This is a genomic window from Sorangium sp. So ce1036 (assembly GCF_051369805.1).
In the GTDB taxonomy this organism is placed as follows: domain Bacteria; phylum Myxococcota_A; class Polyangia; order Polyangiales; family Polyangiaceae; genus Sorangium; species Sorangium cellulosum_F.
In genome coordinates, this window is sequence record NZ_JBBMOX010000001.1 from 6,212,677 (window position 1) to 6,236,192 (window position 23,516).

The following is a 23,516-nucleotide window of genomic DNA, read 5'->3' on the forward strand; positions in this document are numbered from 1 at the left end:
GTCGGCTCACTCGGCCTTGGCGAGCCGGGAGCGCCGCTTGTGACGGCGCCGCCGCGCGTCTTCGTTCCGCTCCTCCTCGCTGGTGTCAGGCGCGACACGGGCCGGTGTCGACGCGGGTTCGGTCGGCTTGCGCGTCGCGGCCGAGGACGATCGCTCGCGGGCCTTCGCGTCGCGCTTCGCCACCTCGCGCGAGGAGCGGTCCGTGCCAGACACCGCGGCCTTGCGGGCCTTCGGGGTGGCCCCGCGCGACGCCGAGACCACCGCGTTCGCGCGCCGGGCCGCGTTGCCGCGCGCGGGCGGCTTCGCCCCGTCGCTCCGCGTCGCGCTCGCCTGCGCGGTCCGCGCCGCCGGAGCGACCGCTCTGGGCGGCGCGGCGCCGGTCGGCGCGGCCGCCCCTGGCTCGGCGGCGGGCGTGGCGGCCAGGGCAAGCGGCGCCACGGTCCCCTGCCCCGCCGGACCGGCCGCTCGCGCCGGCTCGGCGGCTGCGGCGAGCGCACTCGCCTGCTCGGCAGCGGTCGCCGGCGTCTCCGCGGCCGCCGGCGTCTCCGCGGCCGCCGGCGTCTCCGCGGCTGCCTTCGCCTCCGCGGCCGCCGGTGATTCTGCGATCGCCGGCGCCTCGCTCGCCGCCCCGGCGCCGGGGGCAGCGGACTGCGTCGCCTCGGCGGAGCCGTCCGCCGCCTCGCCCGCGGCGTCGAGCAGCCGAGCGGCCACGGGGACGCCGGCCGCGAGCTCGCGCCCCTTGCCCACGAGCAGCACGCCCGCCAGCGTCATCGCCGTGGCCACCGCCGCGAACCCGAGCGCCCGGCGGCGGGCGCGGGCGCGGGCGGGCGTGCCCAGCGCGCGCACGATGGCGTCGCGCATCTCGGCCGCGCTCTGGAAGCGGACGCTCGGGTGCCGGGCCAGCGCGCGCATCACGAGCTCGTCGACGAACGGCGGGATCTGCCGGGCCGGCGCGCGCTCGCGCAGGCGCTCGGGGCTGCCCTTGATCTTCGCGTCGAGCAGCGCGACGAGGCTCGGCTCCACGAACGGGAGGCGCCCCGTGAGCATCTCGTAGAGGACGCAGCCGAGCGCGTAGAGGTCCGCGCGGCCGTCGATGCGCCCGGACGCGGCCTGCTCGGGGGCCATGTACTCCGGCGTCCCCACGATCGCGATCGCCGCGCGTGCCGGCCCTCCCCCCGCGCCGGTGGCGTCCGCGGAGAGCGAGGCCTCGCCGCGGTCGTCGGCGAGGCACTTCGCGAGCCCGAAATCGAGCAGCTTCAGGCCCGAGCCCGCGAGCGACGGCGGGCCCTCGGCGCCGCTCGGGCGCGTCAGGAACAGGTTCTCGGGCTTGACGTCCCGGTGCACGAGCCCCTCCGCGTGCGCGAGCTCGAGCGCGCTGAGCACCTTGAGGGCCATCGCCAGCGCGTCCCGCCAGTCGACGGCGGGCCCGCGGGCGAGCACGGCGTCGAGCGTCTCGCCCTCGAGCAAGTCCATGCCGCAGAACAGGCGGCCGTCCGCGGCGATGCCGAAATCGTGGACCTTCACGAGGTGCTCGTGCGAGAGCCGCGAGAGGACGCGCGCCTCGCGGCGAAAGCGGCTCGCGACCACGTCGGACGCGGAGTGCTCCGCGGAGACGACCTTGAGCGCCACGCGGCGCCCCAGATCGACGTGCTCCGCCTCGTAGACGGTGCTGCTCGCGCCGGTCCCGATCTCGCGCAGCAGGAGGTACCGCGTGCCCGGCAGCATGCCCTGATCGCCGCGCTCGGCCGAGGCCATGGCCTCGGCGCGGGGGCTCACGGGCGTCACGGCCGCGGCGCGGTGCGCCTTGGCGCCGGCGACGAGCGCCGCGAACTCGCGGCGCGTGCGCCCCGGCTCGCCCGGGAAGAGCCGCTGCATCAGGTGCGCGGCCCGCGCGCGCACGCCGCGCTCGCCGCCCGGCAGGGCGGTCGACGCCCCGAGCAGCGCGGCGAGATCGCGCGCCGCGGCGCGGCTCGACGGGTACCGCGCCTCCCTGTCGAACGCGGTGAGCCGCGCGATCGCCGCGTCGAGCTCCGGCGGAGCCCCGAGGCCGAGGGCGATGGGCGGCGGGTTGTTCTGGTCGCGCGCGACCGCGGCCATGTGCGCCTGCGCGTCGCCCTGGAGGAAGCGCCGCCCCGCGCACAGCTCCCAGAGGATGATCCCGAGCGCGTAGAGGTCGACGCGCGCGTCCCCGGGGTCGCCGTTGGCGACCTCCGGCGCGACATAGCCCGGCTTCGCGAAGACGACGCCCGCGACCGTGTGGCAGCGGCGGTTCTGCCCGCGGGCGGTGCCGAAGTCGATGATCTTCACGTCGCCGGAGAACCCGAGCATCACGTTCTGGGGCGAGAGATCGCGGTGCACGATGCCGAGCGCGACCCCCGACGGGTCCTTGCGCTCGTGCACGTGCGCGAGCGCCTCGGCGATCATCGTCGCGATCGCGACCGACTCCGCCCAGTCGAAGCGGTGCCCGAGCTGGACCGCGCGCGCGCGGACCTCACCGAGGCTCCGGCCCTCGACGTGCTCGACCACCGCGTACGGCTCGCCGGTCGCCGGGTCGACGTCCGCCTCGATGACCTGCGCGACGCCGGAGTGCTGGAGCTGCGCCTGCACGCGCGCCTCGTCCAGGAAGCGCGCGATATAGCTCGGATCGGACGCGTGCTCGCGACGGATGATCTTCACGACCACGGGGCGCTCCGCCCCTTCCAGGCCGGTGGTGGAGGCGAGGAACACCTCGCCCATCCCGCCCCGGGCGATGCGCCGCAGGAGCACGTACCGGCCGAGCGGCCGGGGAACATCGTCCGCGGCGAAGCCGCTCTTGGTGGGCCCGTGCGTGGGCGGAAGGACCGGACGAGGCACGGTCGCGGAGGAGTTCGCCATGCAGCGAACCTACCGGATGTAGGACAAGGTGGGCCAACTTCGGGTGGCTCGCCCCGCCGCCCCGCGGAAACCGCGGATCTCACGCGGCGGGACCGACCAGGGTTGCCGGTTCGGCACAGGGGCTCTCCAGGTTATCCACAGGGTTATCCCCACCCTGTCGACAAGTCGAGCGCCGTGGGCGCAGCGCCCGGAACGGCGCTTTCATCCGTCCAGGAAAGCCTGGGCCGCATCGATCCCCGGCCGACCGGGACCGTTGCTCTCGCAGCGGGCCTCGGCTAGACCCTTCGCAGGAATGTCGCGGCACGCTGTCCAGCGCATCTTGACCTTGCTGACGCTCGCGTTGGCGCTGGTCGTTCCGCTGCGTGCGCGCGCCGCGATCGTGCCGGTCTGTGAGGACGATCGAATGACGATCGTGGCGCCGCCGGACGAGCCGTCGTGCACCGTGCTGACCAGCGTCGACGACGCGACGGGCGAGACGAGGGACGCGCCCATCTGCGATCCCCGCGGCGCTTCCGCGGTCGCGCCGCCCCGCATCCTCCCGATCACCGACGCGCGGATCGACGCGGCCCCCGGGTGTGACGGCGGCGATCCATGGCCGAAGGTCGGGCCGAGCTCGCGGCATCCTGCGCCCGCGAGCGAGCTCGCCAGCGCCCCGCCGCACGCGGTGCTCGTGCCCGATTTCGTCCTCCCCGCTCCGGGTCAACCCGTCGCCACCTTCACGTCCGTGCCGCCCACCGGAGGGCCGCGTTCCGGCGTCGAGCAGGGCGTCTACCATCCGCCTCGATGAGGTGAGCTCGCCGGCGGCCTGCGTCGAACGCGCCCGTGGGGTCCCCGGGGGGACTGCGGGGGGGTGCGCGCGACCGGCTCGCCGCGAGGTCCGGCGCCCTGGCGAGCTGACCGGAGCCGGCTGAGCGTTCGTCCCTGACCACGCAACGGAGCCGCGCCCGCTCGAGGGCGGCGCGGGCGCCGCGACGGAGGTCGGGTGTGGACGCTCGCCGGGCAGGTCCAGATCGGGCCAGGTGCGCCATCGGGGGCTGCTCCGCGCGCGCAGCGCGCCGCGGCCCCGTCGGCCCGGGGTGGCTCGCCGCCCCGGGAGCTCGAGATTGACCGTCTTGTCGCGGGGGCTGCCTGTCGTGGAGCGCCCGCGTTGTAAGGAGGAGCCTCGCCTGGCGGAGCTCCCCCACCGTTGAGAGAGGAAACCATCATGAACAAGGGAACAGCCATCGTCGGCTTCCTTCTCTGCTTCATCGCAGGGATGGGGCTGATGTGGAGCATCGATCGGAGCGCCGGCTCGCGCGGGCACGAGATCTCCGCGGCCTACGAGGACGGGCAGCCGTGGAGCGACGAGGACGCGGCCGTCCCGGTGTCGTCGAAGGACCCGATGTGGGGCTCGCGCACGGCGCCGGTGACGATGGTCGTCTTCAGCGACTTCGAGTGTCCGTTCTGCACCCGGGTCGAGACCACGATCAGCCAGCTCAAGGAGAAGTACGGCCCCGAGAAGCTGCGGATCATCTGGAAGAACAACCCGCTTCCGTTCCACAAGAACGCGCGCCCGGCGGCGCTCGCGGCCGAGACCGTGTTCCGCCTCGGCGGCTCGCAGGCGTTCTGGAAGTTCCATGAGCGCGCCTTCCAGAACCAGAAGGCCCTCACGCCCGACAACTTCGAGAAGTGGGCCGTCGAGGCCGGCGTCGACAAGGCGAAGTTCAAGGCGGCGTTCGACCGGCAGGAGTACATGGCCAAGATCGACGCCGACATGGCGGTCGGCAAGTCGTCGGGCGTCACCGGCACGCCCGCCTCGTTCATCAACGGCGTGTTCCTGAGCGGCGCCCAGCCGATCAACAAGTTCACCGCCATCATCGACGAGCAGCTCAAGGCCGCGCAGGCCGCGATCGCCGCGGGGACCAAGCCCGACAAGGTGTACGCGAAGCTCGCCGCGGAGAACAAGGCGAAGGCGCCGCCCTCGAGGGACCGCCAGCGCCCGCAGGAGGACGACAAGACGGTCTGGAAGGTGCCCGTCGGCGACTCGCCCGTGAAGGGCCCGGAGACCGCGCTGGTCACCATCGTCGAGTGGTCCGACTTCCAGTGCCCCTTCTGCAGCAAGGTCGTCCCGACCATCGACGAGCTCCTCAAGACCTACGGGGACAAGGTCCGGTTCGTCTGGAAGAACAACCCGCTCCCGTTCCACCCGCGCGCCGAGCCCGCGGCCGAGCTCGCCCTGGAGGCCCGCGCGCAGAAGGGCGAGAAGGGCTTCTGGGACGCGTACGATCTGCTCTGGAAGAACCACACGAAGCTCAGCGACGACGATCTGCTCGGCTACGCCAAGGAGCTCGGGCTCAACGTCGAGAAGGTGAAGGCCGCGATCGCCACCAAGAAGTTCGGCGCCTCCATCGCCGCCGATCAGGAGCTCGCCGACGACCTGCAGGCGTCCGGGACCCCGCACTTCTTCATCAACGGCCGCCGGCTCGTCGGCGCGCAGCCGATCGACAAGTTCAAGACGATCATCGACGAGGAGATCAAGAAGGCCGAGGGGATGCTCGCCAAGGGCGTCGCCGCGAAGAACCTCTACGCGGAGATCATCAAGGACGGCAAGGAGCCGCCGCCGCCCGAGCGCAAGGAGGTCCCCGCCCCGGCGCCGAACAGCCCGTGGAAGGGCGGCGAGAGGGCCAAGGTCGTCATGCAGGTCTTCTCGGACTTCGAGTGCCCGTTCTGCAAGCGCGTCGAGGACACCGTCGATCAGATCTCGAAGACCTACGGCGACAAGCTGAAGATCGTGTGGCGCCACCGGCCGCTGCCGATGCACAAGAACGCGCCGCTCGCGTCCGAGGCCGCGCAGGAGGCGTTCGCGCAGAAGGGCAACGCCGGGTTCTGGGCGTACCACGAGAAGCTCTTCAAGAGCCAGGGGCAGCCGGACGCGTTCTCGCGCGCCTCGCTCGAGAAGTACGCCGAGGAGCAGGGCCTCGACATGGCGAGGTTCAAGAAGGCGCTCGACGCGAACACCCACAAGGCGTTCGTGGACTCCGACAACGCCGTCGCGGAGAAGGCGGGCATCAGCGGCACGCCGGCCTTCGTCGTCAACGGCTACTTCATCAGCGGCGCGCAGCCGTTCTCGAAGTTCAAGAAGATCATCGACAAGGCCATGAAGGAGGCCGGTGAGACCGCGCCGGCTGCCGTGAGGGCCGTGCCCGTCAGGAGGCCGGCGCCCGCCGCGCCGAAGGCTCCCGCCCCCGCCCCCGCCCCCGCTCCCCAGTGATCAGCCGCGACGCGGTCTGATCTCCCGCCTGCCACCGTCCAGCCCAGGGCGGCTCCCGTTCGCCGGAGGAGCCGCCCCCCTCCCCTGCCCGACGCGGCCGCGATGTGCGCGGTGACGAGCCTGGGCGGCGCGGAGCTAGCTCGTAGTGCGGAACCGCGAGCGGCCTTCGGAGATCCACCACGCGCGGTAGCGCTCCTGGGCGGCCTCCCGCTCCTGCCGCGGGAGGTCCTCGTAGTAACCGAAGTACTCCCGGGTGATGCCCTTCAGCTCGTCGATGGCCGCGCGGCGGAGGGCGGGCCTCTCGTGCGTGAGCGCGTCGATGATCCACTCGATGCGGTGGCGCTCGCCGTTCCTCGCCCACCACGACGCCCACCGGCGCGCGTCGCGGCCGTGATCGTCCCGCGTGATCACGACGAGCGCCCGGGCTGCCGCCTCGACGATCGCCTCGTGCGGGTCGGTGAGCGCGCTGATGAGCGCCGGCACCGCCGCGCCCGAGCGGATGTCGGTCATGGTCTCGATGGCCATCAGCCGCCGCGCCGACGACTCCTCCCGGTCGCGCGCGATGTGATCGAGCCCCTGCAAGATCGGGCCGCCCGCCGGCGGCGCCGCGATCAGCAGGGCGGCCGACCGGACCGCGATCCGCCGCACGGGGATGCTGTCATCGAAGAGCCGCGGGAGCAGCGCGTTGGCGGCTTCCGGGTACGGGAGCTCGCCCAGCACGTGCGTCGCCCAGAAGCGCACCTCGGGGTCGGGTGAGGCGCTCCGCACGGTCATGAAGGGGAGCGCTGGGCGCCGGATCGCCACGATGAGCTCGAGCAGCGGCCCGCACTGCGAGGCGGGAGGCGCAGCGACCGCGCCGGCGGCTCCGTCCGGGCCAGCGAGCTGATCGCGGAGGCGCTGGCGATCGACCCGGAGCGGACCGGGGAAGCGCGCCGCGATGAGCGAGATTGCCGTCTCGCCGCTGCGCACGAGCTCGGCGAACGCCCTCTCGCCCTGCTCGCCGCCGGCGAGGACATGCTGCAGGAGCGCGGTGTACTCGGCGCGCAGATCCCCGGCGCCGGCCGGGGACGGCGAGACCGCGGCGCGTCGCTCGGAGGGCGGCCGCGCATACGCGGTCGCGGTCTCGACAGCAACGGGTGTGCGGCGGCGCCACGGAGGGCGCCCCACGACGGGCGCCGCCTCGAGCTCCCGAGGCTCGTCGGCGCCCGGCATGATGCTGCTGTCGAGCATCCACGGGGGTCGCGAGTACCGCTTCGTCCGCGCGTCTTCGGGCTCGCCGAGATCATGGTCCTCCGGGGGAGAGGGGGCCGGCGCTGCGGGGATCTCGAGATCAGGGATCTCGTCGATGACCGCCGACGGGGACGGCGCCGTGATCGCCGGCAGGATCGGCGCCGTGACCGCGGCCATCATCGGCGCCGTGACCGCCGTGCCCAGCACGCCGTCCACGCCGTCCGCTAGGCCCGGCGGGGACGGCGGATCGACGGCGAGCTGCGGCATGGGCGCCGGTGGTACGGTCGAGTCGAACGCCACCGCCGGCGAGGCGTCCTGGTCCGGCTGCGTCGCGTCGGCCTCCACGCCGGTGCCGCGGAGCCCGAAGGCCCGGGCGACGGCGTCGATCCCCGAGCCGCCATCCTCCGTCGACCACCCGCCCTGCGGTCGCGCCGCCTGCGGCTCAGCGGCCGCGCCGTCGACGCGCCGTGGCCCCCTCGCGCCGGGCTCTGCGCGCATCGCGGGCGGCGCGGGCGGCGCAGAGCCCGCGTCGACCGGTGCGCCGTGCGCCTCCGCGCGGACGCTCTGGCTCAGCTCCAGGAGAGCAGCGCGGGTCCGCAGGGAGAGCGGGCCCTCGTTCGCGTGCCCCTCCAGCGCCCCGACGGCGTCGTGCGCCGACCCCACGGCCTCGTGCGCTGGCCCCGCGGCCTCGTGCTGTGCCGGGCGGTCGCTTTGCCGCGCGCCGCCGCCCCGGTTCAGCTTCTTCCGCAGGATGAGCCGCTCCAGCGCCGCCGCCGCGACCCCGGCGAGGGCGACGAGGTCGCCGAGGCTGGAGAGCTCGACCGAGGTGGCGCCGTCGTCGCCATAGAGGAGCGCGACGACGCGGCCGCGCACGACGACCGGGACGACCGCCACGGCGGAGTGAAGCGCCCTGCCGAGCTCGCGCTGGAGGTCGGCGTCGGGAGCGCTGCCGGTGAGGGCGGTGACGAGCGGCGCTCGGAGCGTTCGCGCCCGGGCGAGCGCGTTCGGACGATCGAACGGCACCACGAGCGTCATGACGCGCTCGCGCTCGGCGCCTGGCCCCGCGGCGTTGCGGCCTTCGGCGCGCTCGCCGTGCACGGTGAACAGGACCGTGTACTCGAAGTACTGCTGCGCGAAGGCGAAGAGGACCGCGAGCACGGCCTCGCTCGAATCGACCGCGGCGAGCTCCTGCTCGGCCATGGCCAGCGTGAACGGGCCCTTGCGGCGCTGCGCGGGCGGCGCGGACCGGCCCGCCGGGCGCACCGTGGCCCGCGCCACCGGCGGGCTCGACGCTCCCCCGCGCCGCTCCGGCGCGGGCTCGGCCGGCCCGGGTGCATCGGTCAGGTGCGGCGCATCGGCCGGGCGCGGCCCATCGGCCAGTCCGGGTGCATCGATCAGGCGCGGCGCATCGGTCTGTGCGGGTGCATCGGTCAGGCGCAGGGAGGAAGCGCCGGCCTGCGGCCACGTTGCTCGCGGAGCGCGGTACACGTCCGAGGCGCGCCTGAGCCAGCCTGTCAGCAGGTGATGGCCCGTCGGCGGACGCGCGCCGGACGGCGCCTGCTCCGCCAGCTCGGCCGCAGACGTCTCGATTCGCGCGGCCACGTTGCCGGGGAGCGTGATCTCGTCGTTCGGGCCCGCCGGAGCGCTCTCCTCCCCGCCCGGAGCGCCGGGCTCCTGATCGCGCCGAGGCGCGAGCGCGTCGACCTGGGGCGCGCGCACCTCGGGCGAGGACGGCGACCTCCGCGGCTTCGGGGTCAGCGGCGGCAGCTCGATCGGGTACTCGGCGACGACGGTCGGCTCGTCGTCCAGCTCGTGCAGCGGCGGCTTCCTCGGGGTGGGCACCGCCTCGATGGCCACGGCCTCGTTCAGCGGGTCGTCCGCGAGCACCGTGTCCTCGTCGAAGATCGACCGCTGCGCCTCCACCGTCGGAGCGTCCTCGATGCTGGACCGCCCGGGCGCCGGCCCCGGCCGCGCGAGCGCCGCCTCGTCGCCGTCGTCGACAGCGGGCGCCACCGCCCCGACCGGGCCGGGCGAGGCCGGCGGCGGAGGCGCGGGCGCCTCGGCCGGGACCTCTGCGGTCGCCGCGGGGCCGGGCCCGACCTGCTCGGCCGGACCCGGCTCGGCGCGCGCCTCGAGCTGCTTCACGAGCCGCGTCATGCGCCGGTCGAGCGCGACGCCGTAGTGCTCCGCGAGCGCCTGGCGGATGCGTACGAGCGGCGCCGCGAGCTGCCGCAGGCTGACCCCCAGCGCGAAGCTGAGCTCCTCGGCGACGGCGCTCGTGAGCGGCTCGGCCGTGGCGATGACCAACACCCCTTCGGCCTCGGAGGTCCCCATCGCCCGGGCCTCGACGGCGGTCCGCAGGTCGAGCGGGAACACGCTGTGTCGGACCGCGAGCTCGGCCGGGATGACCCGGAGCACCTCGAGCGACGCGGGCCGCAGCCGACCCACGGCGGGCGGCAGCCCGAGGCTCTCCGCGAGCAGCGCCGTGAGCTCGCGCTCGCGCACCGCGCCCAGCTCCAGCACGTTCGTGGCGAGATCGCCGCCGTGGAGCACCTGGCGGGCGATCGCCTCCTCGACCACACGCATCGAGGTAACCCCATGCTGCACGAGGAGAGAGCTCAGCGTCGGCATCGAGGCGCGTTCATCGGTGGCGGTGGAAGACGGAGCACGCTCGCGACGTGCGGCCCGCTCCATCCTAGACGAAGTCGGCACCCGACACGATCCGCGCGTGGGGGCCCCGGAGGCGCCTCGACCGTCGTCGCTGCGAAGCCGCCGGCTGGCGCCTCAGGCAGGCCTCTGGTGGAGGTCTCGGTCGACGCCGCCGAGGGCGCACGTGAAGCGCAGCCCGGCGGCGGGGCGGCCCGCGCCCGACTCCGGCGCGCCGCCGTCGTCGCGCTCGGACGAGGGCTCGATCGTGAGCCCGCCCCCGTGGGCGTCGAGGATGCCGCGCGCGATCGCGAGCCCCAGCCCGAGCCGCTCCCGGCGGCGCGGCGCGACCGGGTCGGCCGGGATGGCCGCCCGCTCGCCGAACGGATCGAGCAGCCCGGCGAGCGACTCCGGAGGGACAGGGCCAGCCTCGTCGACGAACGTCACCACGGGCCCGTCGGCCGCGCGCGAGACGCGGATCTGGACCGGCCGATCGCGCGATCTCAGGACGGCGAGGCCGAGCACGTACTCGAGCGCGATCCGGAGCAGCTCTGGATCCCCCTTCAGGGTGGCCTCCCCGTCCTGCACGGCGTCCTCGACGGAGATGCGCACCCCCCGAGAAGCGGCCGTCGCCTCGAGGTGCGAGGCGGCCTGCCGGGCGAGTTCGGCGGCGTCGCACGGGGCGATCGTCATCGGGCGGTTCGGGTCCGCGCGGAGCCAGACGGCGTTGTCGAACTCGTCGAGCAGCCGCTTCAGCCGCTCGCCGGCGCCCCGCACGCGCTCCAGCATGTCGCGCGACCCGGCCCCGAGCCCCTTCTCGTAGCGCAGAAGATAGTGGACCCCCGCGAGCATGGTCGCCAGCTCGCCGCGCAGATCGTGGCCCACACGTGCGAAGAATTCGTCATTCATCCACATAGACGCCTGCTCCGAATATGCAGCAGCGCGGACCTTGAGCATCAGACGGGCGAGCCAACCGTCGTCGGGATCGCCCCGAAACGGCGGTCGCTCGACGCTGGGGACGCACCGCGCACAGACCCCCTCTGCGCTGGACGGTTGATGGTTGCGGATAAGCGACCTGGGCACAAGGTGTACCTGGGGCTCAGGTTCCAACTCCGCCAACACGGGGGAGCCTTTCCAGAGGCGCCGGTTGGGAGGCCGCTGCCCTCCCCGCCTGCGCGTCACGGCCCGAGCCCCTGGAGAGCGCTGTCAGCCGATCCGCGAGCGGAGGAGCATGTCCGAGGCAGAGCGCAGTGAGTCTACCGAGCAGGACGAGGACGACACCCTGGTGGTCGAGAGGCGGCGCCGGGTCCTCATCGTGGACGATGATCCCGATTTCCTCGTCATGGCCGAGGCGGAGCTCGCCGCCCACGGCTTCCAGGTCGAGCGGGCGACAGGCGGGCTGCGCGGCGTGTTCCTCGCGACGCAGGACGTACCGGACGTGATCCTCTGCGATCTGCGAATGCCTGGCATCGACGGCTTCGTGGTCGCCGAGGCGCTCCGCGCCGATCCGGCGACCCAGCACGTCGCCATCTTCGCGTGCACCGGCCGGCGCGATCTCGAGGCCCGGGCCGCCCTCAACGCCTCGGCCTTCGACGGCGTGCTCGTGAAGCCCGTCGACTGGGACAGCGCCGCCCGCTTGCTCAACGAGATCGTCGGCGGCCGGACGCCCTACGGATCTCCCCAGGGTGCGTAGGGCTCGGCCCGATAAGCCTCGGAGCGATTGCAGGGCGGCCCTTGCGCGGGAGGGGAAACCCCCGGCGCTGGGCCGGCAATAAGGTATAGAAACGTGGCGTGACCCGAGCGGATTGCCCCCTACATCGGCAGCGTCAGAGGCCGGCCGAACGACACCGGAATCGTTCGATGCCGCTCCGGCCGGCGCGTTGCTGAGGAACGGAAAGGCTCACTGGGATGGAAGTGAAGTGTGACGACAATACATTCTCGCCGCTCGTCCTGGTCGTGGACGATTTTCAGGACAACCGGGAGATGTTCGCGGAGTACCTGGCATTTTCGGGCTTCCGCGTGGCCGAGGCGGCGACCGGACGGGAAGCGCTCGACCGCGCCTTCGAGCTGATCCCGGATCTCATCCTGATGGACCTGTCGCTCCCGGAGATCGATGGCTGGGAAGCGACCCGCCACCTGAAGAGCGACCCACGCACGAAGCGCATCCCCATCGTCGCGCTGACCGGTCACACGCTCGCGGGCCACTCGCGCGAGGCGAAGGACGCGGGCTGCGACGCCTTCCTGACGAAGCCGTGTCTGCCGGACACGCTCGTGCTCGAGATTCGCCGCCTCCTCTCGCGAGGGGACGACGAGGCACGCAGCGCGTCGTCGCAGCCCGAGAGGACGACCTGACGCGCCACGGCTCCCCGCGCCGGGAGATCGGCGAGATCGGCGAGGCGGAGCGCGCGCGCACGACATGCGCCGAGAGGAGGCGCGCGGGACCGCGGACAACGCAGGTGTGCTCCCGCGTTGCCAGGACTTGACTGGGGCACCACCTGACTATTCCCAGCACCATCTTTCTGGCTAACTGGGCGTCCGAAAGCCAAGAGGGAGCCAGGATGGCGGGGGTGACGAGAAAGAAAGCCGAGAAAGCCGCGGCCGATGGCGCGGAGGCCGCGCACGGCCGCACGCTCCGTGGACGCTCCGCCGCAACGCCCCTGCGCACGGCCAGCAGAGGCCCGACGCCCGCGTCGGCGGGCGGGCCTCGCTCTGCAGGACCCGCTACCCTGCGGACCAGGGTGCCCAGACGATCGAAGACCGACGTGGAGCGCCGCGCTCCGCGGAGCGACGCGGCGGAGCGCGAGCGGCTCGAGGAGCAGATTCGGCAGCTGGAGCGACGCGCAGCGTCGGCCGAGCGCATGCTCCGCGAGACGGTGTCGACCATCTCCCATGACCTCCGGAACTCGCTGAGCGTGATCGTCGTCAGCGCCCGCATGCTGATGCGCTCCGCCCCGCCGGACGGCCCGGGGCGGCGGCAGCTCGACGCGATCACCCGCGCCGCGGACGAGATCAACCAGCTCGCCCAGGACCTCGTCGATGCCATGAACATCGAGAACGGCTCGCTGAAGGTCGGCATGGGCGCGCACGACGTCGCGCCCATCGTCGACCGGGCGATCGAGATCGTGGCGCCGACGGTCGCGCTGAAGCCGCTCGACATCGCGAAGGAGGTGCCGGACGACCTGCCCCCCATCGCGTGCGACCGGGAGCGCATCGTCCAGGTCGTCGCCAACCTGCTCGGCAGCGCGCTGCGCTACACGCCCAAGGGCGGGCGCATCACGGTGCGCGCGGAGCCCTCGGGCTCCGACGCGCGGTTCTCGATTTCAGACACCGGCCCCGGCATCCCGTCGGATCAGCAGGCGCTGCTCTTCGCGCGCCACGTGCCCTCCCGCCGGCCCATGGGCCAGGGCGTCGGGCTCTCCGCCTTCGTCACCAAGGGCATCGTGGAGGCCCACGGCGGCACGATCTGGGTGGAGAGCACGCCCGGCCAGGGCGCCACGTTCTTCTTCACCATCCCGGCCGCCACCGGGCTCGCCGCGCGCGCCCCCTGACGGCGAGCGGCGAGCACGCGCGCCGTCAGGACGGCCCGAGGCGTGAGAGCCAGCGGCGGAGGATCGCGCGGCCCTCCGACAGCTTCTCCAGCGATGCCCACTCGTTGCGCTGGTGCGCCTGCGCGTTCTCGCCGGGCCCGAAGTTCACCGCGGGCACGCCGAGCTCCGCGAAGCGGGCCACGTCGGTCCACGCCTGCTTCGGCTCGACCGCGGCGACGCCGGCGTCGCGGAGCGCCACGACGAGCGGGTGCGACGCGTGCGGCGGCGCCGACGGGCTCAGATCGCGCCAGGCGATCTCGGCGCGCCCGTCCACCAGCGCCTCGATGTCCCGCTGCGCGTCGCGGATCGACGTCCCAGGCGGGAAGCGATGGTTCAGGTTCATCGTGAACTCGTCGGGCACGACGTTCCGGCCGCGCCCTCCCTGCGCCAGCGTCGCCGTCGTCACGGCCCGGTAGACGAGCCCGTCGATCTCGACCTCGCGCGGCGCGAGGGCCGCGAGCTCGACCAGGAGCGGGCCCGCCTTGTAGATGGCGTTCTCCCCTTGCCACGGCCGCGCGCTGTGCGCCGTGCGCCCCCGGAACGTCAGCCCCGCGTGGAGCGAGCCGCTCGCCCCGAGGCTCAGCTTGTTGTCGCTCGGCTCGAGGCACACCGCGAGGTCGAGCGCGCGGAGGTCCGGCTCGCGCTCGATGACCAGCGCCAGCTCGTTCTCCAGGTACGGGCCCTCCTCCCGCGCGTAGAACACGAGCGTCAGATCGACCCCCGCGAGGTCGCGCCGGTCCCCCTCGGCGAGGTCGAGCATCAGCGCGAGGCCCGATTTCATGTCGCTCGCGCCGGGGCCGTAGAGGCGGTCCCCCTCGATCCGCGGCGGCCCGTCGTGCGAGGTGCGCACCACGTCGAGGTGCCCGGCGAGCGCGATCTTCGGCCCCCCCGTGCCCTGCGTCACCGGCACGACCAGCGAGTCGCCGTGACGGCGCACCGGCGCGGCGAGCCCGGCCCGCCCGAGCCGCTCCGCCACGGCGGCGCAGAGCTCGGCCTCCTCGCCCGTGGGCGACGGGACCGAGCACAGCCAGAGCAGCGTCTCGGCGAGGCCCGTCGCGGCCGCCGCGGCCTGGTCGAGCCGCGTGATCACACCGGCACCGCGAAGTCGCGCAGCGCCGCGTTCAGCGAGACCTTGCGATCGGTCGCCTCGCTCCGCTTGCCGATGATGAGCGCGCAGGGGACCTGGAACTCCCCCGCCGGGAAGCGCTTCGGCCGCGTGCCCGGGATCACCACGCTCCGCGCCGGCACCCGGCCGCGGTGCTCGACGACCTCGGGCCCCGTGACGTCGAGGATCGCCGTCGACGCGGTGAGCACCACGCCGGCGCCGAGCACCGCCTCCTCCTCGACCACGACGCCCTCCACCACGATCACGCGCGAGCCCACGAACACGCCGTCCTCGATGATCACCGGCCGCGCCCCCGGCGGCTCGAGCACCCCGCCGATGCCCACGCCCCCGGCGAGGTGGACCCCCCGCCCGATCTGCGCGCAGCTCCCGACCGTCGCCCAGGTGTCGACCATCGAACCCGAGCCGACCCAGGCGCCGATGTTCACGTAGCCGGGCATCACGATCGCGCCCTGCTCGAGGAACGCGCCGTAGCGCACCGTCCCCGGTGGCACGACGCGCACGCCCGCCTTGTCGAGCCCCCGCTTGAGCGGGATCTTGTCGTGGAACTCGAAGGGGCCGGCCTCCATCACGCTCATCCCGCGGAGCGCGAAGTAGAGGAGGATCGCCTCCTTGATCCACGCGTGCGTCACCCACTTGTGCGGCGCGCCCTCGCCGGAGGACGCGGCCTCGCCGCCGCCCGCCTCCGGGGTCCTGTCAGGCTCGGCGACGCGGAGCAGACCTTGATCGAGGTGCTCGATCGTGCGGAGGACCGCGGCCTCGTGCGCGGGCGAGCGGAGCAGCTCGCGGTCACGAAACGCCGCCTCGACAAGGGACTTCAGGGGTTCTTCGGTGGCCATAGGACGCCGCCTTTAGCACGGCCGCGCGCCGCCGGCGTCAGAACGTCATCGTGACGGCGCGGCCATCGGCCGCCTCGGCGAGCTCGATGCGCGCGCGGCGCGCGACGACGCGGGCCACGGCGGCGGCGCGCTCGCCGCCGTCGCGCAGCACGACGTCGAGCGCGACCGCCGGCGCCCCGCCGCGCGGGTCGCGCTCCGCGATCCGCACGGTCGAGCGCCCGTCCGGCCGGCGGGACACGGAGAGGTGGGGGCCCGCGACGCCGGCGGCGCTCACCATCCCGACGGCGAGCTCCAGGAGCCCGCTCACGGCGCGCACGTCGCCCTCCACCTCGTTGGCGCGGCTGTCCTGGGAGACGATCATGAGCCGGACGACGGGCCGCCCCTCGGCGGGGGCGGCGCTCCAGTTGCGGAGCACGTCGATGAGATCGAGCGGCGTCGGCCGCAGATCGAGGGTCGCGATCACGAGCTCGGAAAGGCGGAGCGCGCCGCTCAGCTCCCGCGCGGTCCTGCGCACCGACGCCTCGAGCGCGAGCCGCTGCCGCGCGTCGACGCCGCGCTCGGCGGCGCCGCGCTCTCCGCGGCCGCGCCCGCGGCCGGGCGCGCCGCCGCCCGCCGCGGCGCGCGACAGCTCCTCCGTCAGGCGCGCGACCTCGACGCCCGCGTGGCCGAGCACCGCGCACGCGGCGTCGGCCGCGGCGGGGTCGGCCGGCTCGGCGAAGCCGTCACGGACCGCCGCGGAGAGGCTCTCGAGGGCCGCGACGAGCGTCGCGCTCCCCTCGCACACCTCCGGTAGCGCGAGGGCGACCCCGCGCGGCCCGACGCGGCGCGAGCCGAGCAGGTGCGCGAAGCTCTCGATGCCTGCAGCGCCGTCCCGCGCCGCGCCGAGCGCAGCCGCGAGCCGCTCGCCGAGCATCAGGGCGTCGCGCTCGGCGCGACCTCGTACCCCGCGAAGAAGTAGGCGATCTCCCGCGCCGCGGTCGACGTCTTGTCCGACCCGTGGACCGCGTTCTCGCCGACGCTCGCCCCGAACAGCTTCCGGATCGTCCCCTCCGCGGCCTTGGCCGGATCGGTGGCGCCGATGACCTCGCGGTACTTCGCGACCGCGTCCTCGCGCTCGAGCGCCATCACCAGGATGGGGCTGCGCGACATGAACGTCACCAGCTCGTCGAAGAAGCCGCGCTCGCGGTGCTCGGCGTAGAAGCCTTCGGCCTCCGCGCGGGTGAGGTGGATGTGCTTCATCGCTTTGATCGTGAAGCCCTCCTCCTGCAGGCGGGCGATGATCGCGCCGGCCTTGTTCTTTTCCATCGCATCGGGCTTGATGATTGAGAGGGTTCGCTCGAGGGCCATGGGCGGGCCAATTAGGCGAAAAGGCTGAGATATGCAAGCGCCACGCGTCGCGCCCGCGGGCGGGCGCGCCCCGTCCGCCCGCGCGCCCGCGACTCGGTCGTTCCCGTCCGTCTGCCGCCGCGCATCGTCCGGTGTCGCTCCGGTGTCCTGCCGTCGCCGCGCGCCCCCCCGCTCCTCTCCTCTCGCGGTGACGCCCGGCTCGCCCCCGATCGCTTCCGCTCTGCCTGCCTGTCAGCGCGCGCTTCTTCGCTCTCCCCGCCCCTTCTCGCCGCTTCGCCTCCTCCTGGCTGCGCCCCGCCCACGAGGACGACGCGCGCCACGCGCGATCGCCATCAAGCTGTCACAATACGCTGCTACACCCCTCGTCCATGCCGAGCCACGTGCTCATCGTCGAGGACGAACGCGACCTCCAGCGCGTCCTCACGTACAACTTTCGCCAAGCCGGTTTCGATGTGGTCTCCGCCGGGAGCGGAGAGACGGCGCTTCGCGCGGTCAAGGAGGAGCGGTTCGATCTCGTCCTCCTCGATCTGATGCTCCCGGACATGTCCGGCACGGAGATCTGCCGTCGCCTCAAGCAGAACCCCCAGACCTCGGCCATCCCCGTCATCATGGTCACCGCCAAGGGGGAGGAGATCGATCGCATCGTGGGCTTCGAGCTCGGGGCCGACGACTACGTGGTCAAGCCGTTCAGCGTTCGGGAGCTCATCCTGCGCGCCCGCGCGATCCTGAAGCGCGCGGAGAGCCCCGCGTCGGCCCCGGAGAAGTTCGACTTCGGGATCCTGCGGGTCGACCGGGCGGCGCACAGGGCCTGGGTGGAGGAGCACGAGATCGCGCTGACGGCGCTCGAGTTCCGCCTGCTCATGATGCTCTACGATCGCCGCGGCCGCGTGCTCTCGCGGGATCTCCTGCTCGACGAGGTGTGGGGGTCGCACGTCGACGTGACCGCGCGCAACGTCGACACGCACGTGAAGCGGGTGCGCGAGAAGCTCGGCGCGGCGGGCGACTACATCGAGACCGTGCGCGGCGTCGGCTACCGGTTCCGCGCCGAGCCGGAAATGACCTAGGGGGCGCATGCTCGCGCTGGGGGGGGCACGCTCATGCTGAGGCGGCGCGGCATCGGCGCGAAGCTCGTCGTCGCGGCGGCGCTCGTCCTCGTCGTCGCCGGCGTCTCGCTCGAGCGCCTGGCCGCGCGGGACCTGGAGTCGGCGCTGCTCGCCGAGCAGAGCCCGCGCGCCGCCGTCGACGCGGCCCTCCTCCGCTCGCGGCGGATCCTGCTCGTCGGCATGGGGGCGGTCGTCCTCATCGCCGTCGCGGCCGGCGCCGCCGCCACCTTCTTCATCACGCGCCCGATCCGCAGGCTGACCCGCTCCGCGCTGGCGATGTCCGAGGGCGACCTGTCCGCGCGCGCGCCCCTGCGCGGCCCGGGCGAGCTCCGGGAGCTCGCGCACGCGCTGAACCACCTCACGAGCGAGCTCTCCCGCTCCATCGCCGAGGCCCGGACGGAGCGCTACCTGCTCGCGAGCATCCTCGACGGCATGAGCGAGGGTGTGCTGGTGCTCGACGGCGAGGGGCACATCCTCCTCGCGAACCGGGCGCTGCGCGCGATGGCCCCGCTCGGCGACGACGCGCTCGGCCGCTCGGTGATCGAGGCGCTCCGCAACGCGCGGCTCACCGAGGCGATCGAGCTGGCAGGCCGGCGGGACGAGCCGGTCGACGTCGAGGTCGAGCTCGGGCGGACGATGCCGCGGCGGCTGCTCGTGCGCGTGTCGCGCCGGAAGAGCCCGGCGGGCGGCGGGCCCGGCGCGGCGGTCGACGGCGCGGCCGACGGGCCGGGGCTCATCGCGGTGTTCCACGACGTCACCGACCTGCGCCGGCTGGAGACGATCCGGACCGACTTCGTGGCCAACGTGTCCCACGAGCTGCGGACGCCGGTCACCGCGATCAGCACCGCCGCCGAGACGCTGCAGCTCGGCGCGCTCCAGGACCCCCACGAGGCCGCCGAGTTCGTCGACGTGATCGATCGGCACGCGAAGCGCCTCCGCCAGCTCCTCGACGACCTGCTCGACCTCTCGAAGATCGAGGCGAAGACCTTCCGCCTCGCGCTGTCGGATCTCGAGGTCGCCCCCGCCATCGAGCACGTCACGCACCTGCTCGCCGAGTCGGCGCGCCGGCGCAGGGTCACGCTCACCGTCGACGCCGGCGCCCTCCCGCCCGCGCGGTGCGATCGCCGCGCGCTCGAGCAGGTGCTCATGAACCTGCTCGACAACGCCATCAAGTACGCCGGGGAGGGGGCGCACGTCACGGTGAAGGCGCGCTCGCTCGAGAAGCAGGTGACGATCGCCGTCGCGGACGACGGCCCCGGCATCCCGCCGCACCACCTGGGCCGCATCTTCGAGCGGTTCTATCGCGTGGACGCCGGCCGCTCGCGCGATCTCGGCGGCACCGGGCTCGGCCTCGCGATCGTCAAGCACCTGGTCGAGCTCATGAACGGCTCGATCGAGGTCGAGAGCGCAATGGGCCGCGGCACACAGTTCACGGTCCGCCTCGCGCGCGCGGCGTGATCCGCGCGCGAGATCGAGAAGGTGCGGTGCTCGCCCTTCCACCCGGCTGTCACGTCGCTGTCACAGAACTCGGTTACGCCTGACGGCGCATGGCTCGAATTCTGCTCACCCTGGCGATGTTCCTGCTGGCGGCCGCGTGCGGTCGCTCCGACGGCCCCCAAGACACCGGCTCGCTCCCTGGCTCCGCGAAGAACGCGTCGCAGCCGGCGGCCGCAGGGGAGACCTTGCTGACGGGCGCTGGCGCGACGTTCCCGTTCCCCCTCTACACCAAGTGGATCGCCGAGTTCCAGAAGGCGAACCCCAAGATCAAGATCAACTACCAGTCCATCGGGTCCGGGGGCGGGATCCGGCAGATCACCGAGCGAACCGTCGATTTCGGCGCCAGCGACGCGCCGATGACGGACGAGCAGATGGCGAAGGCGCCCGGGATCCAGCACCTGCCGACCTGCATCGGGGCGGTGGTGCTGACCTACAACCTCGAGGGCGTCCAGTCCGGGCTGAAGCTCACCCCGGAGGCCGCCGCGAACATCTTCCTCGGCAAGATCAAGAAGTGGAACGATCCGGCCATCCAGGGCGAGAACCCGGACGTGAAGCTCCCCGACAAGGCCATCGCGACCGTCCACCGCTCCGACGGCAGCGGGACCACCAAGATCTTCGTCGATTACCTCAGCGCGGTCAGCCCGGAGTGGAAGAACGGCCCGGGGACCGGGACCAGCGTCAGCTGGCCCGGCGGCCTCGGCGCCAAGGGCAACGATGGGGTCTCGGCCCTCATCTCCAGCACGCCCGGGTCGATCGGCTACATCGAGCTCGCGTACGCGACGCAGAACAAGCTCGCCTTCGCCTCGCTCAAGAACCGGAGCGGGAAGTTCGTGGCCCCGTCGCTCGAGAGCACGACCGCGGCGGGCGCCGGCGCCGCCGCCAAGATGCCCGACGATCTCCGGGTCTCGCTCGTGGACGCCGAGGGCGAGGACGCGTATCCCATCGCCGGCTTCACGTACATCCTCGCCTACCAGGAGCAGAAGGACCTCGCCAAGGGGAAGGTGCTCGCCAGCTTCCTGAAGTGGGCCGTGCACGACGGCCAGAAGTTCACGGGCGATCTGCACTACGCGCCGCTGCCCGCGGCCGTCGTGGAGAAGGTCAACAAGAAGCTCGCCGCGCTGGTGGGCCCTGACGGCAAGCCCCTGATCGCCCAGTAGCAACCCTCGAGGAACGCGCCCGGGCGGCGCGCGGCAGCCCCCGCCGCGCGCCGCCCGGGCGCGCGCAGGACAAGGCCCATGAGCACCATAGAAGTCCCGATGGAACAGGCCGCCTCGTCCGAGGTCGCGAGCGCCCCGGCGCGCGGCGGCCGCGGCGCGGACCGAGCGTTCCGCGCCATCCTCACGATGTTCGGCCTGACGGTCCTCGCGGTGCCCCTGCTGATGGTGCTGGAGCTCGTCCGGTCGTCGCAGCTCTCGATGGAGAGGTTCGGCCTGGGCTTCCTCACCAGCACCGTGTGGGACCCCGCGCGCGAGGAGTTCGGCGCCCTCCCGTTCATCTACGGCACGGTCGTCTCCTCGCTGATCGCGATCCTGCTCGCGGTCCCCGTCTCCCTGGGCCTCGCGATCTTCCTGTCGGATCTCGCCCCCCACTGGATCCGCAAGCCGCTCGGCTTCCTGGTCGAGCTCCTCGCGGCGATCCCGAGCGTCGTCTACGGGTTCTGGGGCGTGGCGGTCCTGGTCCCGTGGCTCAGGGACACCATCCAGCCGTTCATCATCCAGTATTTCGGCTACCTGCCCCTCTTCGAGGGCCCGCCGCTCGGCTTCGGCATGTTCGCGGCGGGCGTGATCCTCGCGATCATGATCGTCCCCACGATCACGTCGGTCTCGCGCGAGGTGATGCAGGCGGTCCCCCAGCTGCACCGCGAGGCGGCGATCGGCCTCGGCGCCTCCGCGTGGGACACCATCCGCTACGCCGTCCTCCCGTCCGCGCGCTCGGGCATCATCGGGGCGATCATCCTCGGGCTGAACCGGGCGCTCGGCGAGACCATGGCGGTCACCATGGTGATCGGCAACCGCCCGCAGGTGAGCGCGTCGATCTTCCAGCCCGGGTACTCGATGGCGAGCGTCATCGCCAACGAGTTCGTCGAGGCGCCCAGCGACGTGTACGTGTCGGCGCTCTCGGAGATCGCGCTGCTCCTCTTCGGCGTCGCCCTCCTCCTCAACCTGTTCGCCCGGTGGCTCGTGAGCTCGACCAAGAGCAAGCTGGAGGGGCGCGCGTGAGCCGCGAGACCGTTCCCCCCGCGGCGAGCCCCGCCCGCGCCCCCCGGCGCACGCTGCTCGAGCCCACGCCCGGCGAGCGCCTGCGCCGCGTCCGCGGCCACGTGTTCGAGGCGCTGTGCATCGCGAGCGCCGCCGTCGTGCTCGTTCCGCTGTTCCTGATCTTCATCTACGTCGTCAGCCGGGGCCTCGCGGGGCTGTCGCTCGACTTCTTCACCCAGCTGCCGAAGCCCGTCGGAGAGGAGCACAGCGGCATGGGCAACGCGGTGGTCGGCACGCTCCTGCTGATCGCCATCGCCTGCTGCATCGGCCTGCCCACGGGCATCCTCGCCGGCATCTACCTGGCCGAGATCGGCCGGGGCAGGCTCGCGGGCGCCGTCCGGTTCATCGCCGACGTGCTCGGTGGCGTCCCGTCGATCACCATCGGCGTGTTCGTCTACGCCCTCGTCGTGGTCCCGATGAAGCGCTTCTCCGCGCTCGCCGGGGGCATCGCGCTCGCGATCGTGATGCTCCCCACGGTGACGCGCACGACCGAGGAGCTGCTCAAGCTCGTGCCCGCGCACCTGCGGGAGGCGTCGCTCGCCCTCGGCGTCCCGGAGTGGCGCACCAGCCTCTTCGTCGTGCTCCGCACGGCCTCTCCCGGCATCGGGACCGGCGTGATGCTCGCCGTCGCCCGCATCGCCGGCGAGACCGCGCCCGTGCTCCTCACCGCGCTCGGCTTCTCGTACTGGAGCGTCGCCATCGATCGCCCCATCGCGTCGCTGCCCGTGCAGATCTGGCGGTACGCGACGTCGCCGTACCCGAAGTGGCAACAGGAGGCGTGGACCGCCGCGCTCGTGTTGATCGTCCTCGTCTTTGTCCTGAATCTTGTCGCCCGCATAGCAACGTCCCGGAGCGTCAAAGCGCGATGAGGCACCTCCGATGAGCTCGCTCGATCGTTCCACCAAGACACGCGACCGCCGCGATCGGATCGCCGAGGGCGGCGCCGAGCACCGCCGCGCGGCGCCCGACTCGGAGGCGCCGCCGCCCGACGTGGCGACGCCGCCCGCCAAGATCAGCGTCACCCGGCTCAACGCCTATTTTCACGGATTTCACGCGATCCACGACATCACGCTGGACATCCCGGACGGTCATGTGACCGCGGTCATCGGCCCGTCGGGGTGCGGCAAATCGACGTTCCTGCGCTGCCTCAACCGGATGCACGAGCAGGTGCCGGGGGCCACGGCGAAGGGCTCGGTCATGATCGACGGCGTGAACATCTACGACAGGGCGGTGGACCCCGTGCGGCTGCGCCGGCGCGTCGGCATGGTGTTCCAGAAGCCGAACCCCTTCCCCACCATGTCCATCCGCGAGAACGTCCTCGCTGGACACAAGCTGAACGGCGTCTCCGTCAAGGATCCCACCGGGCTCGTCGAGAAGTGCCTGCGCCAGGTGGCGCTCTGGGATGAGGTGAAGGACAAGCTCGACCAGTCCGGGCTCTCGCTCTCCGGCGGCCAGCAGCAGCGGCTCTGCATCGCGCGCGTGCTCGCGGTGGAGCCCGAGGTGATCCTGCTCGACGAGCCGTGCTCGGCGCTCGATCCCATCGCGACCGCGCGCATCGAGGAGCTCATCGAGGAGCTCAAACAGCGCTATACCTGCGTGCTCGTCACGCACAACATGCAACAGGCCGCGCGGTGCTCTGATTACACGGCCTTCTTTTACATGGGAGATCTGGTGGAGTTCGACAGGACGGATACGATCTTCACCAACCCCAAGGAAAGCAAGACCGAGGATTACGTCACCGGGAAGTTCGGCTGAGGGGAGC

18 protein-coding genes are annotated in these 23,516 nt (G+C 73.0%); 11 read left to right on the plus strand and 7 right to left on the minus strand.

Features of this window, described 5'->3' with window-relative positions:
• Nucleotides 1-6: 6 nt before the first annotated feature.
• A complete protein-coding gene (locus tag WMF31_RS23415; RefSeq protein ID WP_436604069.1) occupies nucleotides 7-2,874 on the minus strand; it encodes a serine/threonine-protein kinase in 2,868 nt (955 codons plus the stop codon).
• A 292-nt stretch (nucleotides 2,875-3,166) separates the two neighbouring features.
• Between WMF31_RS23415 and WMF31_RS23420 the strand changes: the two genes are divergently transcribed.
• Both WMF31_RS23420 and WMF31_RS23425 read left to right on the plus strand, forming a co-directional pair.
• On the plus strand, nucleotides 3,167-3,661 hold the full coding sequence (locus WMF31_RS23420; protein ID WP_436604070.1) for a hypothetical protein: 495 nt from the start codon (nucleotides 3,167-3,169) through the stop codon (nucleotides 3,659-3,661).
• A gap of 417 nt (nucleotides 3,662-4,078) precedes the next feature.
• Nucleotides 4,079-6,124, plus strand: a complete 2,046-nt coding sequence (locus tag WMF31_RS23425; protein ID WP_436604071.1) for a DsbA family protein — start codon at nucleotides 4,079-4,081, stop codon at nucleotides 6,122-6,124.
• Nucleotides 6,125-6,259: 135 nt separating this feature from the next.
• On the opposite strand, the gene WMF31_RS23430 is transcribed toward WMF31_RS23425, so the two are convergent.
• Nucleotides 6,260-9,985, minus strand: coding sequence for a hypothetical protein (locus WMF31_RS23430; protein WP_436604072.1), 3,726 nt, complete (start codon nucleotides 9,983-9,985; stop codon nucleotides 6,260-6,262).
• 153 nt (nucleotides 9,986-10,138) lie between these two features.
• Nucleotides 10,139-10,909, minus strand: a complete 771-nt coding sequence (locus WMF31_RS23435) for a sensor histidine kinase (protein ID WP_436604073.1) — start codon at nucleotides 10,907-10,909, stop codon at nucleotides 10,139-10,141.
• A gap of 322 nt (nucleotides 10,910-11,231) precedes the next feature.
• Between WMF31_RS23435 and WMF31_RS23440 the strand changes: the two genes are divergently transcribed.
• The 3 genes from WMF31_RS23440 to WMF31_RS23450 all read left to right on the plus strand — a co-directional run bounded on the left by WMF31_RS23440 (nucleotide 11,232) and on the right by WMF31_RS23450 (nucleotide 13,548).
• Nucleotides 11,232-11,693, plus strand: coding sequence for a response regulator (locus WMF31_RS23440; protein WP_436604074.1), 462 nt, complete (start codon nucleotides 11,232-11,234; stop codon nucleotides 11,691-11,693).
• Between the two features lie 215 nt (nucleotides 11,694-11,908).
• Nucleotides 11,909-12,352, plus strand: a complete 444-nt coding sequence (locus WMF31_RS23445; RefSeq protein WP_129347373.1) for a response regulator — start codon at nucleotides 11,909-11,911, stop codon at nucleotides 12,350-12,352.
• Between the two features lie 386 nt (nucleotides 12,353-12,738).
• On the plus strand, nucleotides 12,739-13,548 hold the full coding sequence (locus WMF31_RS23450; RefSeq protein ID WP_436604075.1) for a sensor histidine kinase: 810 nt from the start codon (nucleotides 12,739-12,741) through the stop codon (nucleotides 13,546-13,548).
• A gap of 25 nt (nucleotides 13,549-13,573) precedes the next feature.
• Here the strand turns inward: WMF31_RS23450 and dapE are convergent, their stop codons facing one another.
• From dapE to ndk, 4 genes are read right to left on the minus strand one after another with little or no spacing between them, the layout of a single operon-like run.
• Nucleotides 13,574-14,677: a succinyl-diaminopimelate desuccinylase gene (dapE, locus tag WMF31_RS23455; RefSeq protein ID WP_436604076.1), complete on the minus strand. Its 1,104-nt coding sequence runs from the start codon at nucleotides 14,675-14,677 to the stop codon at nucleotides 13,574-13,576.
• Complete coding sequence (locus tag WMF31_RS23460) at nucleotides 14,674-15,549, minus strand: 2,3,4,5-tetrahydropyridine-2,6-dicarboxylate N-succinyltransferase (protein WP_436604077.1); 876 nt, start codon at nucleotides 15,547-15,549, stop codon at nucleotides 14,674-14,676. Before WMF31_RS23460 ends, dapE begins: the two co-directional genes overlap by 4 nt.
• Before the next feature lie 37 nt (nucleotides 15,550-15,586).
• Nucleotides 15,587-16,462 (minus strand): hypothetical protein, encoded by an 876-nt coding sequence (locus WMF31_RS23465; protein WP_436604078.1) that lies wholly within the window; start codon nucleotides 16,460-16,462, stop codon nucleotides 15,587-15,589.
• The gene (gene ndk, locus WMF31_RS23470; RefSeq protein WP_436604079.1) at nucleotides 16,462-16,896 is read right to left on the minus strand and encodes a nucleoside-diphosphate kinase; all 435 of its coding nucleotides are present in this window, start codon (nucleotides 16,894-16,896) and stop codon (nucleotides 16,462-16,464) included. Before ndk ends, WMF31_RS23465 begins: the two co-directional genes overlap by 1 nt.
• Nucleotides 16,897-17,264: 368 nt before the next feature.
• On the opposite strand from ndk, the gene WMF31_RS23475 reads away from it, so the two are divergent.
• The 6 genes from WMF31_RS23475 (at nucleotide 17,265) to pstB (ending at nucleotide 23,509) form a co-directional block, all read left to right on the plus strand.
• Nucleotides 17,265-17,960 (plus strand): response regulator, encoded by a 696-nt coding sequence (locus WMF31_RS23475; protein WP_129347369.1) that lies wholly within the window; start codon nucleotides 17,265-17,267, stop codon nucleotides 17,958-17,960.
• A gap of 33 nt (nucleotides 17,961-17,993) precedes the next feature.
• A complete protein-coding gene (locus WMF31_RS23480; protein ID WP_436604080.1) occupies nucleotides 17,994-19,457 on the plus strand; it encodes an ATP-binding protein in 1,464 nt (487 codons plus the stop codon).
• A gap of 89 nt (nucleotides 19,458-19,546) precedes the next feature.
• Nucleotides 19,547-20,653: a phosphate ABC transporter substrate-binding protein PstS gene (pstS, locus tag WMF31_RS23485; protein WP_436604081.1), complete on the plus strand. Its 1,107-nt coding sequence runs from the start codon at nucleotides 19,547-19,549 to the stop codon at nucleotides 20,651-20,653.
• 78 nt (nucleotides 20,654-20,731) lie between these two features.
• Nucleotides 20,732-21,715: a phosphate ABC transporter permease subunit PstC gene (gene pstC / locus WMF31_RS23490; protein WP_436604082.1), complete on the plus strand. Its 984-nt coding sequence runs from the start codon at nucleotides 20,732-20,734 to the stop codon at nucleotides 21,713-21,715.
• Nucleotides 21,712-22,623, plus strand: coding sequence for a phosphate ABC transporter permease PstA (gene pstA, locus WMF31_RS23495; RefSeq protein WP_436604083.1), 912 nt, complete (start codon nucleotides 21,712-21,714; stop codon nucleotides 22,621-22,623). The genes pstC and pstA overlap by 4 nt, the downstream gene beginning before the upstream one ends.
• 10 nt (nucleotides 22,624-22,633) lie before the next feature.
• Complete coding sequence (gene pstB / locus WMF31_RS23500; RefSeq protein WP_436604084.1) at nucleotides 22,634-23,509, plus strand: phosphate ABC transporter ATP-binding protein PstB; 876 nt, start codon at nucleotides 22,634-22,636, stop codon at nucleotides 23,507-23,509.
• The last annotated feature ends 7 nt before the right edge of the window (nucleotides 23,510-23,516 follow it).

Excerpts from the sequence above, each read along its gene's own strand:
- WMF31_RS23425 (WP_436604071.1), top strand. The coding sequence starts at position 4,079 with ATGAACAAGGGAACAGCCATCGTCGGCTTCCTTCTCTGCTTCATCGCA.
- pstC (WP_436604082.1), top strand. The coding sequence starts at position 20,732 with ATGAGCACCATAGAAGTCCCGATGGAACAGGCCGCCTCGTCCGAGGTC.
- WMF31_RS23415 (WP_436604069.1), bottom strand. The coding sequence starts at position 2,874 with ATGGCGAACTCCTCCGCGACCGTGCCTCGTCCGGTCCTTCCGCCCACG.
- pstB (WP_436604084.1), top strand. The coding sequence starts at position 22,634 with ATGAGCTCGCTCGATCGTTCCACCAAGACACGCGACCGCCGCGATCGG.
- WMF31_RS23460 (WP_436604077.1), bottom strand. The coding sequence starts at position 15,549 with ATGGCCACCGAAGAACCCCTGAAGTCCCTTGTCGAGGCGGCGTTTCGT.
- ndk (WP_436604079.1), bottom strand. The coding sequence starts at position 16,896 with ATGGCCCTCGAGCGAACCCTCTCAATCATCAAGCCCGATGCGATGGAA.
- WMF31_RS23430 (WP_436604072.1), bottom strand. The coding sequence starts at position 9,985 with ATGCCGACGCTGAGCTCTCTCCTCGTGCAGCATGGGGTTACCTCGATG.
- WMF31_RS23465 (WP_436604078.1), bottom strand. The coding sequence starts at position 16,462 with ATGCTCGGCGAGCGGCTCGCGGCTGCGCTCGGCGCGGCGCGGGACGGC.
- WMF31_RS23435 (WP_436604073.1), bottom strand. The coding sequence starts at position 10,909 with ATGAATGACGAATTCTTCGCACGTGTGGGCCACGATCTGCGCGGCGAG.
- WMF31_RS23420 (WP_436604070.1), top strand. The coding sequence starts at position 3,167 with ATGTCGCGGCACGCTGTCCAGCGCATCTTGACCTTGCTGACGCTCGCG.
- WMF31_RS23480 (WP_436604080.1), top strand. The coding sequence starts at position 17,994 with ATGCTGAGGCGGCGCGGCATCGGCGCGAAGCTCGTCGTCGCGGCGGCG.
- WMF31_RS23475 (WP_129347369.1), top strand. The coding sequence starts at position 17,265 with ATGCCGAGCCACGTGCTCATCGTCGAGGACGAACGCGACCTCCAGCGC.
- pstS (WP_436604081.1), top strand. The coding sequence starts at position 19,547 with ATGGCTCGAATTCTGCTCACCCTGGCGATGTTCCTGCTGGCGGCCGCG.
- WMF31_RS23440 (WP_436604074.1), top strand. The coding sequence starts at position 11,232 with ATGTCCGAGGCAGAGCGCAGTGAGTCTACCGAGCAGGACGAGGACGAC.
- WMF31_RS23445 (WP_129347373.1), top strand. The coding sequence starts at position 11,909 with ATGGAAGTGAAGTGTGACGACAATACATTCTCGCCGCTCGTCCTGGTC.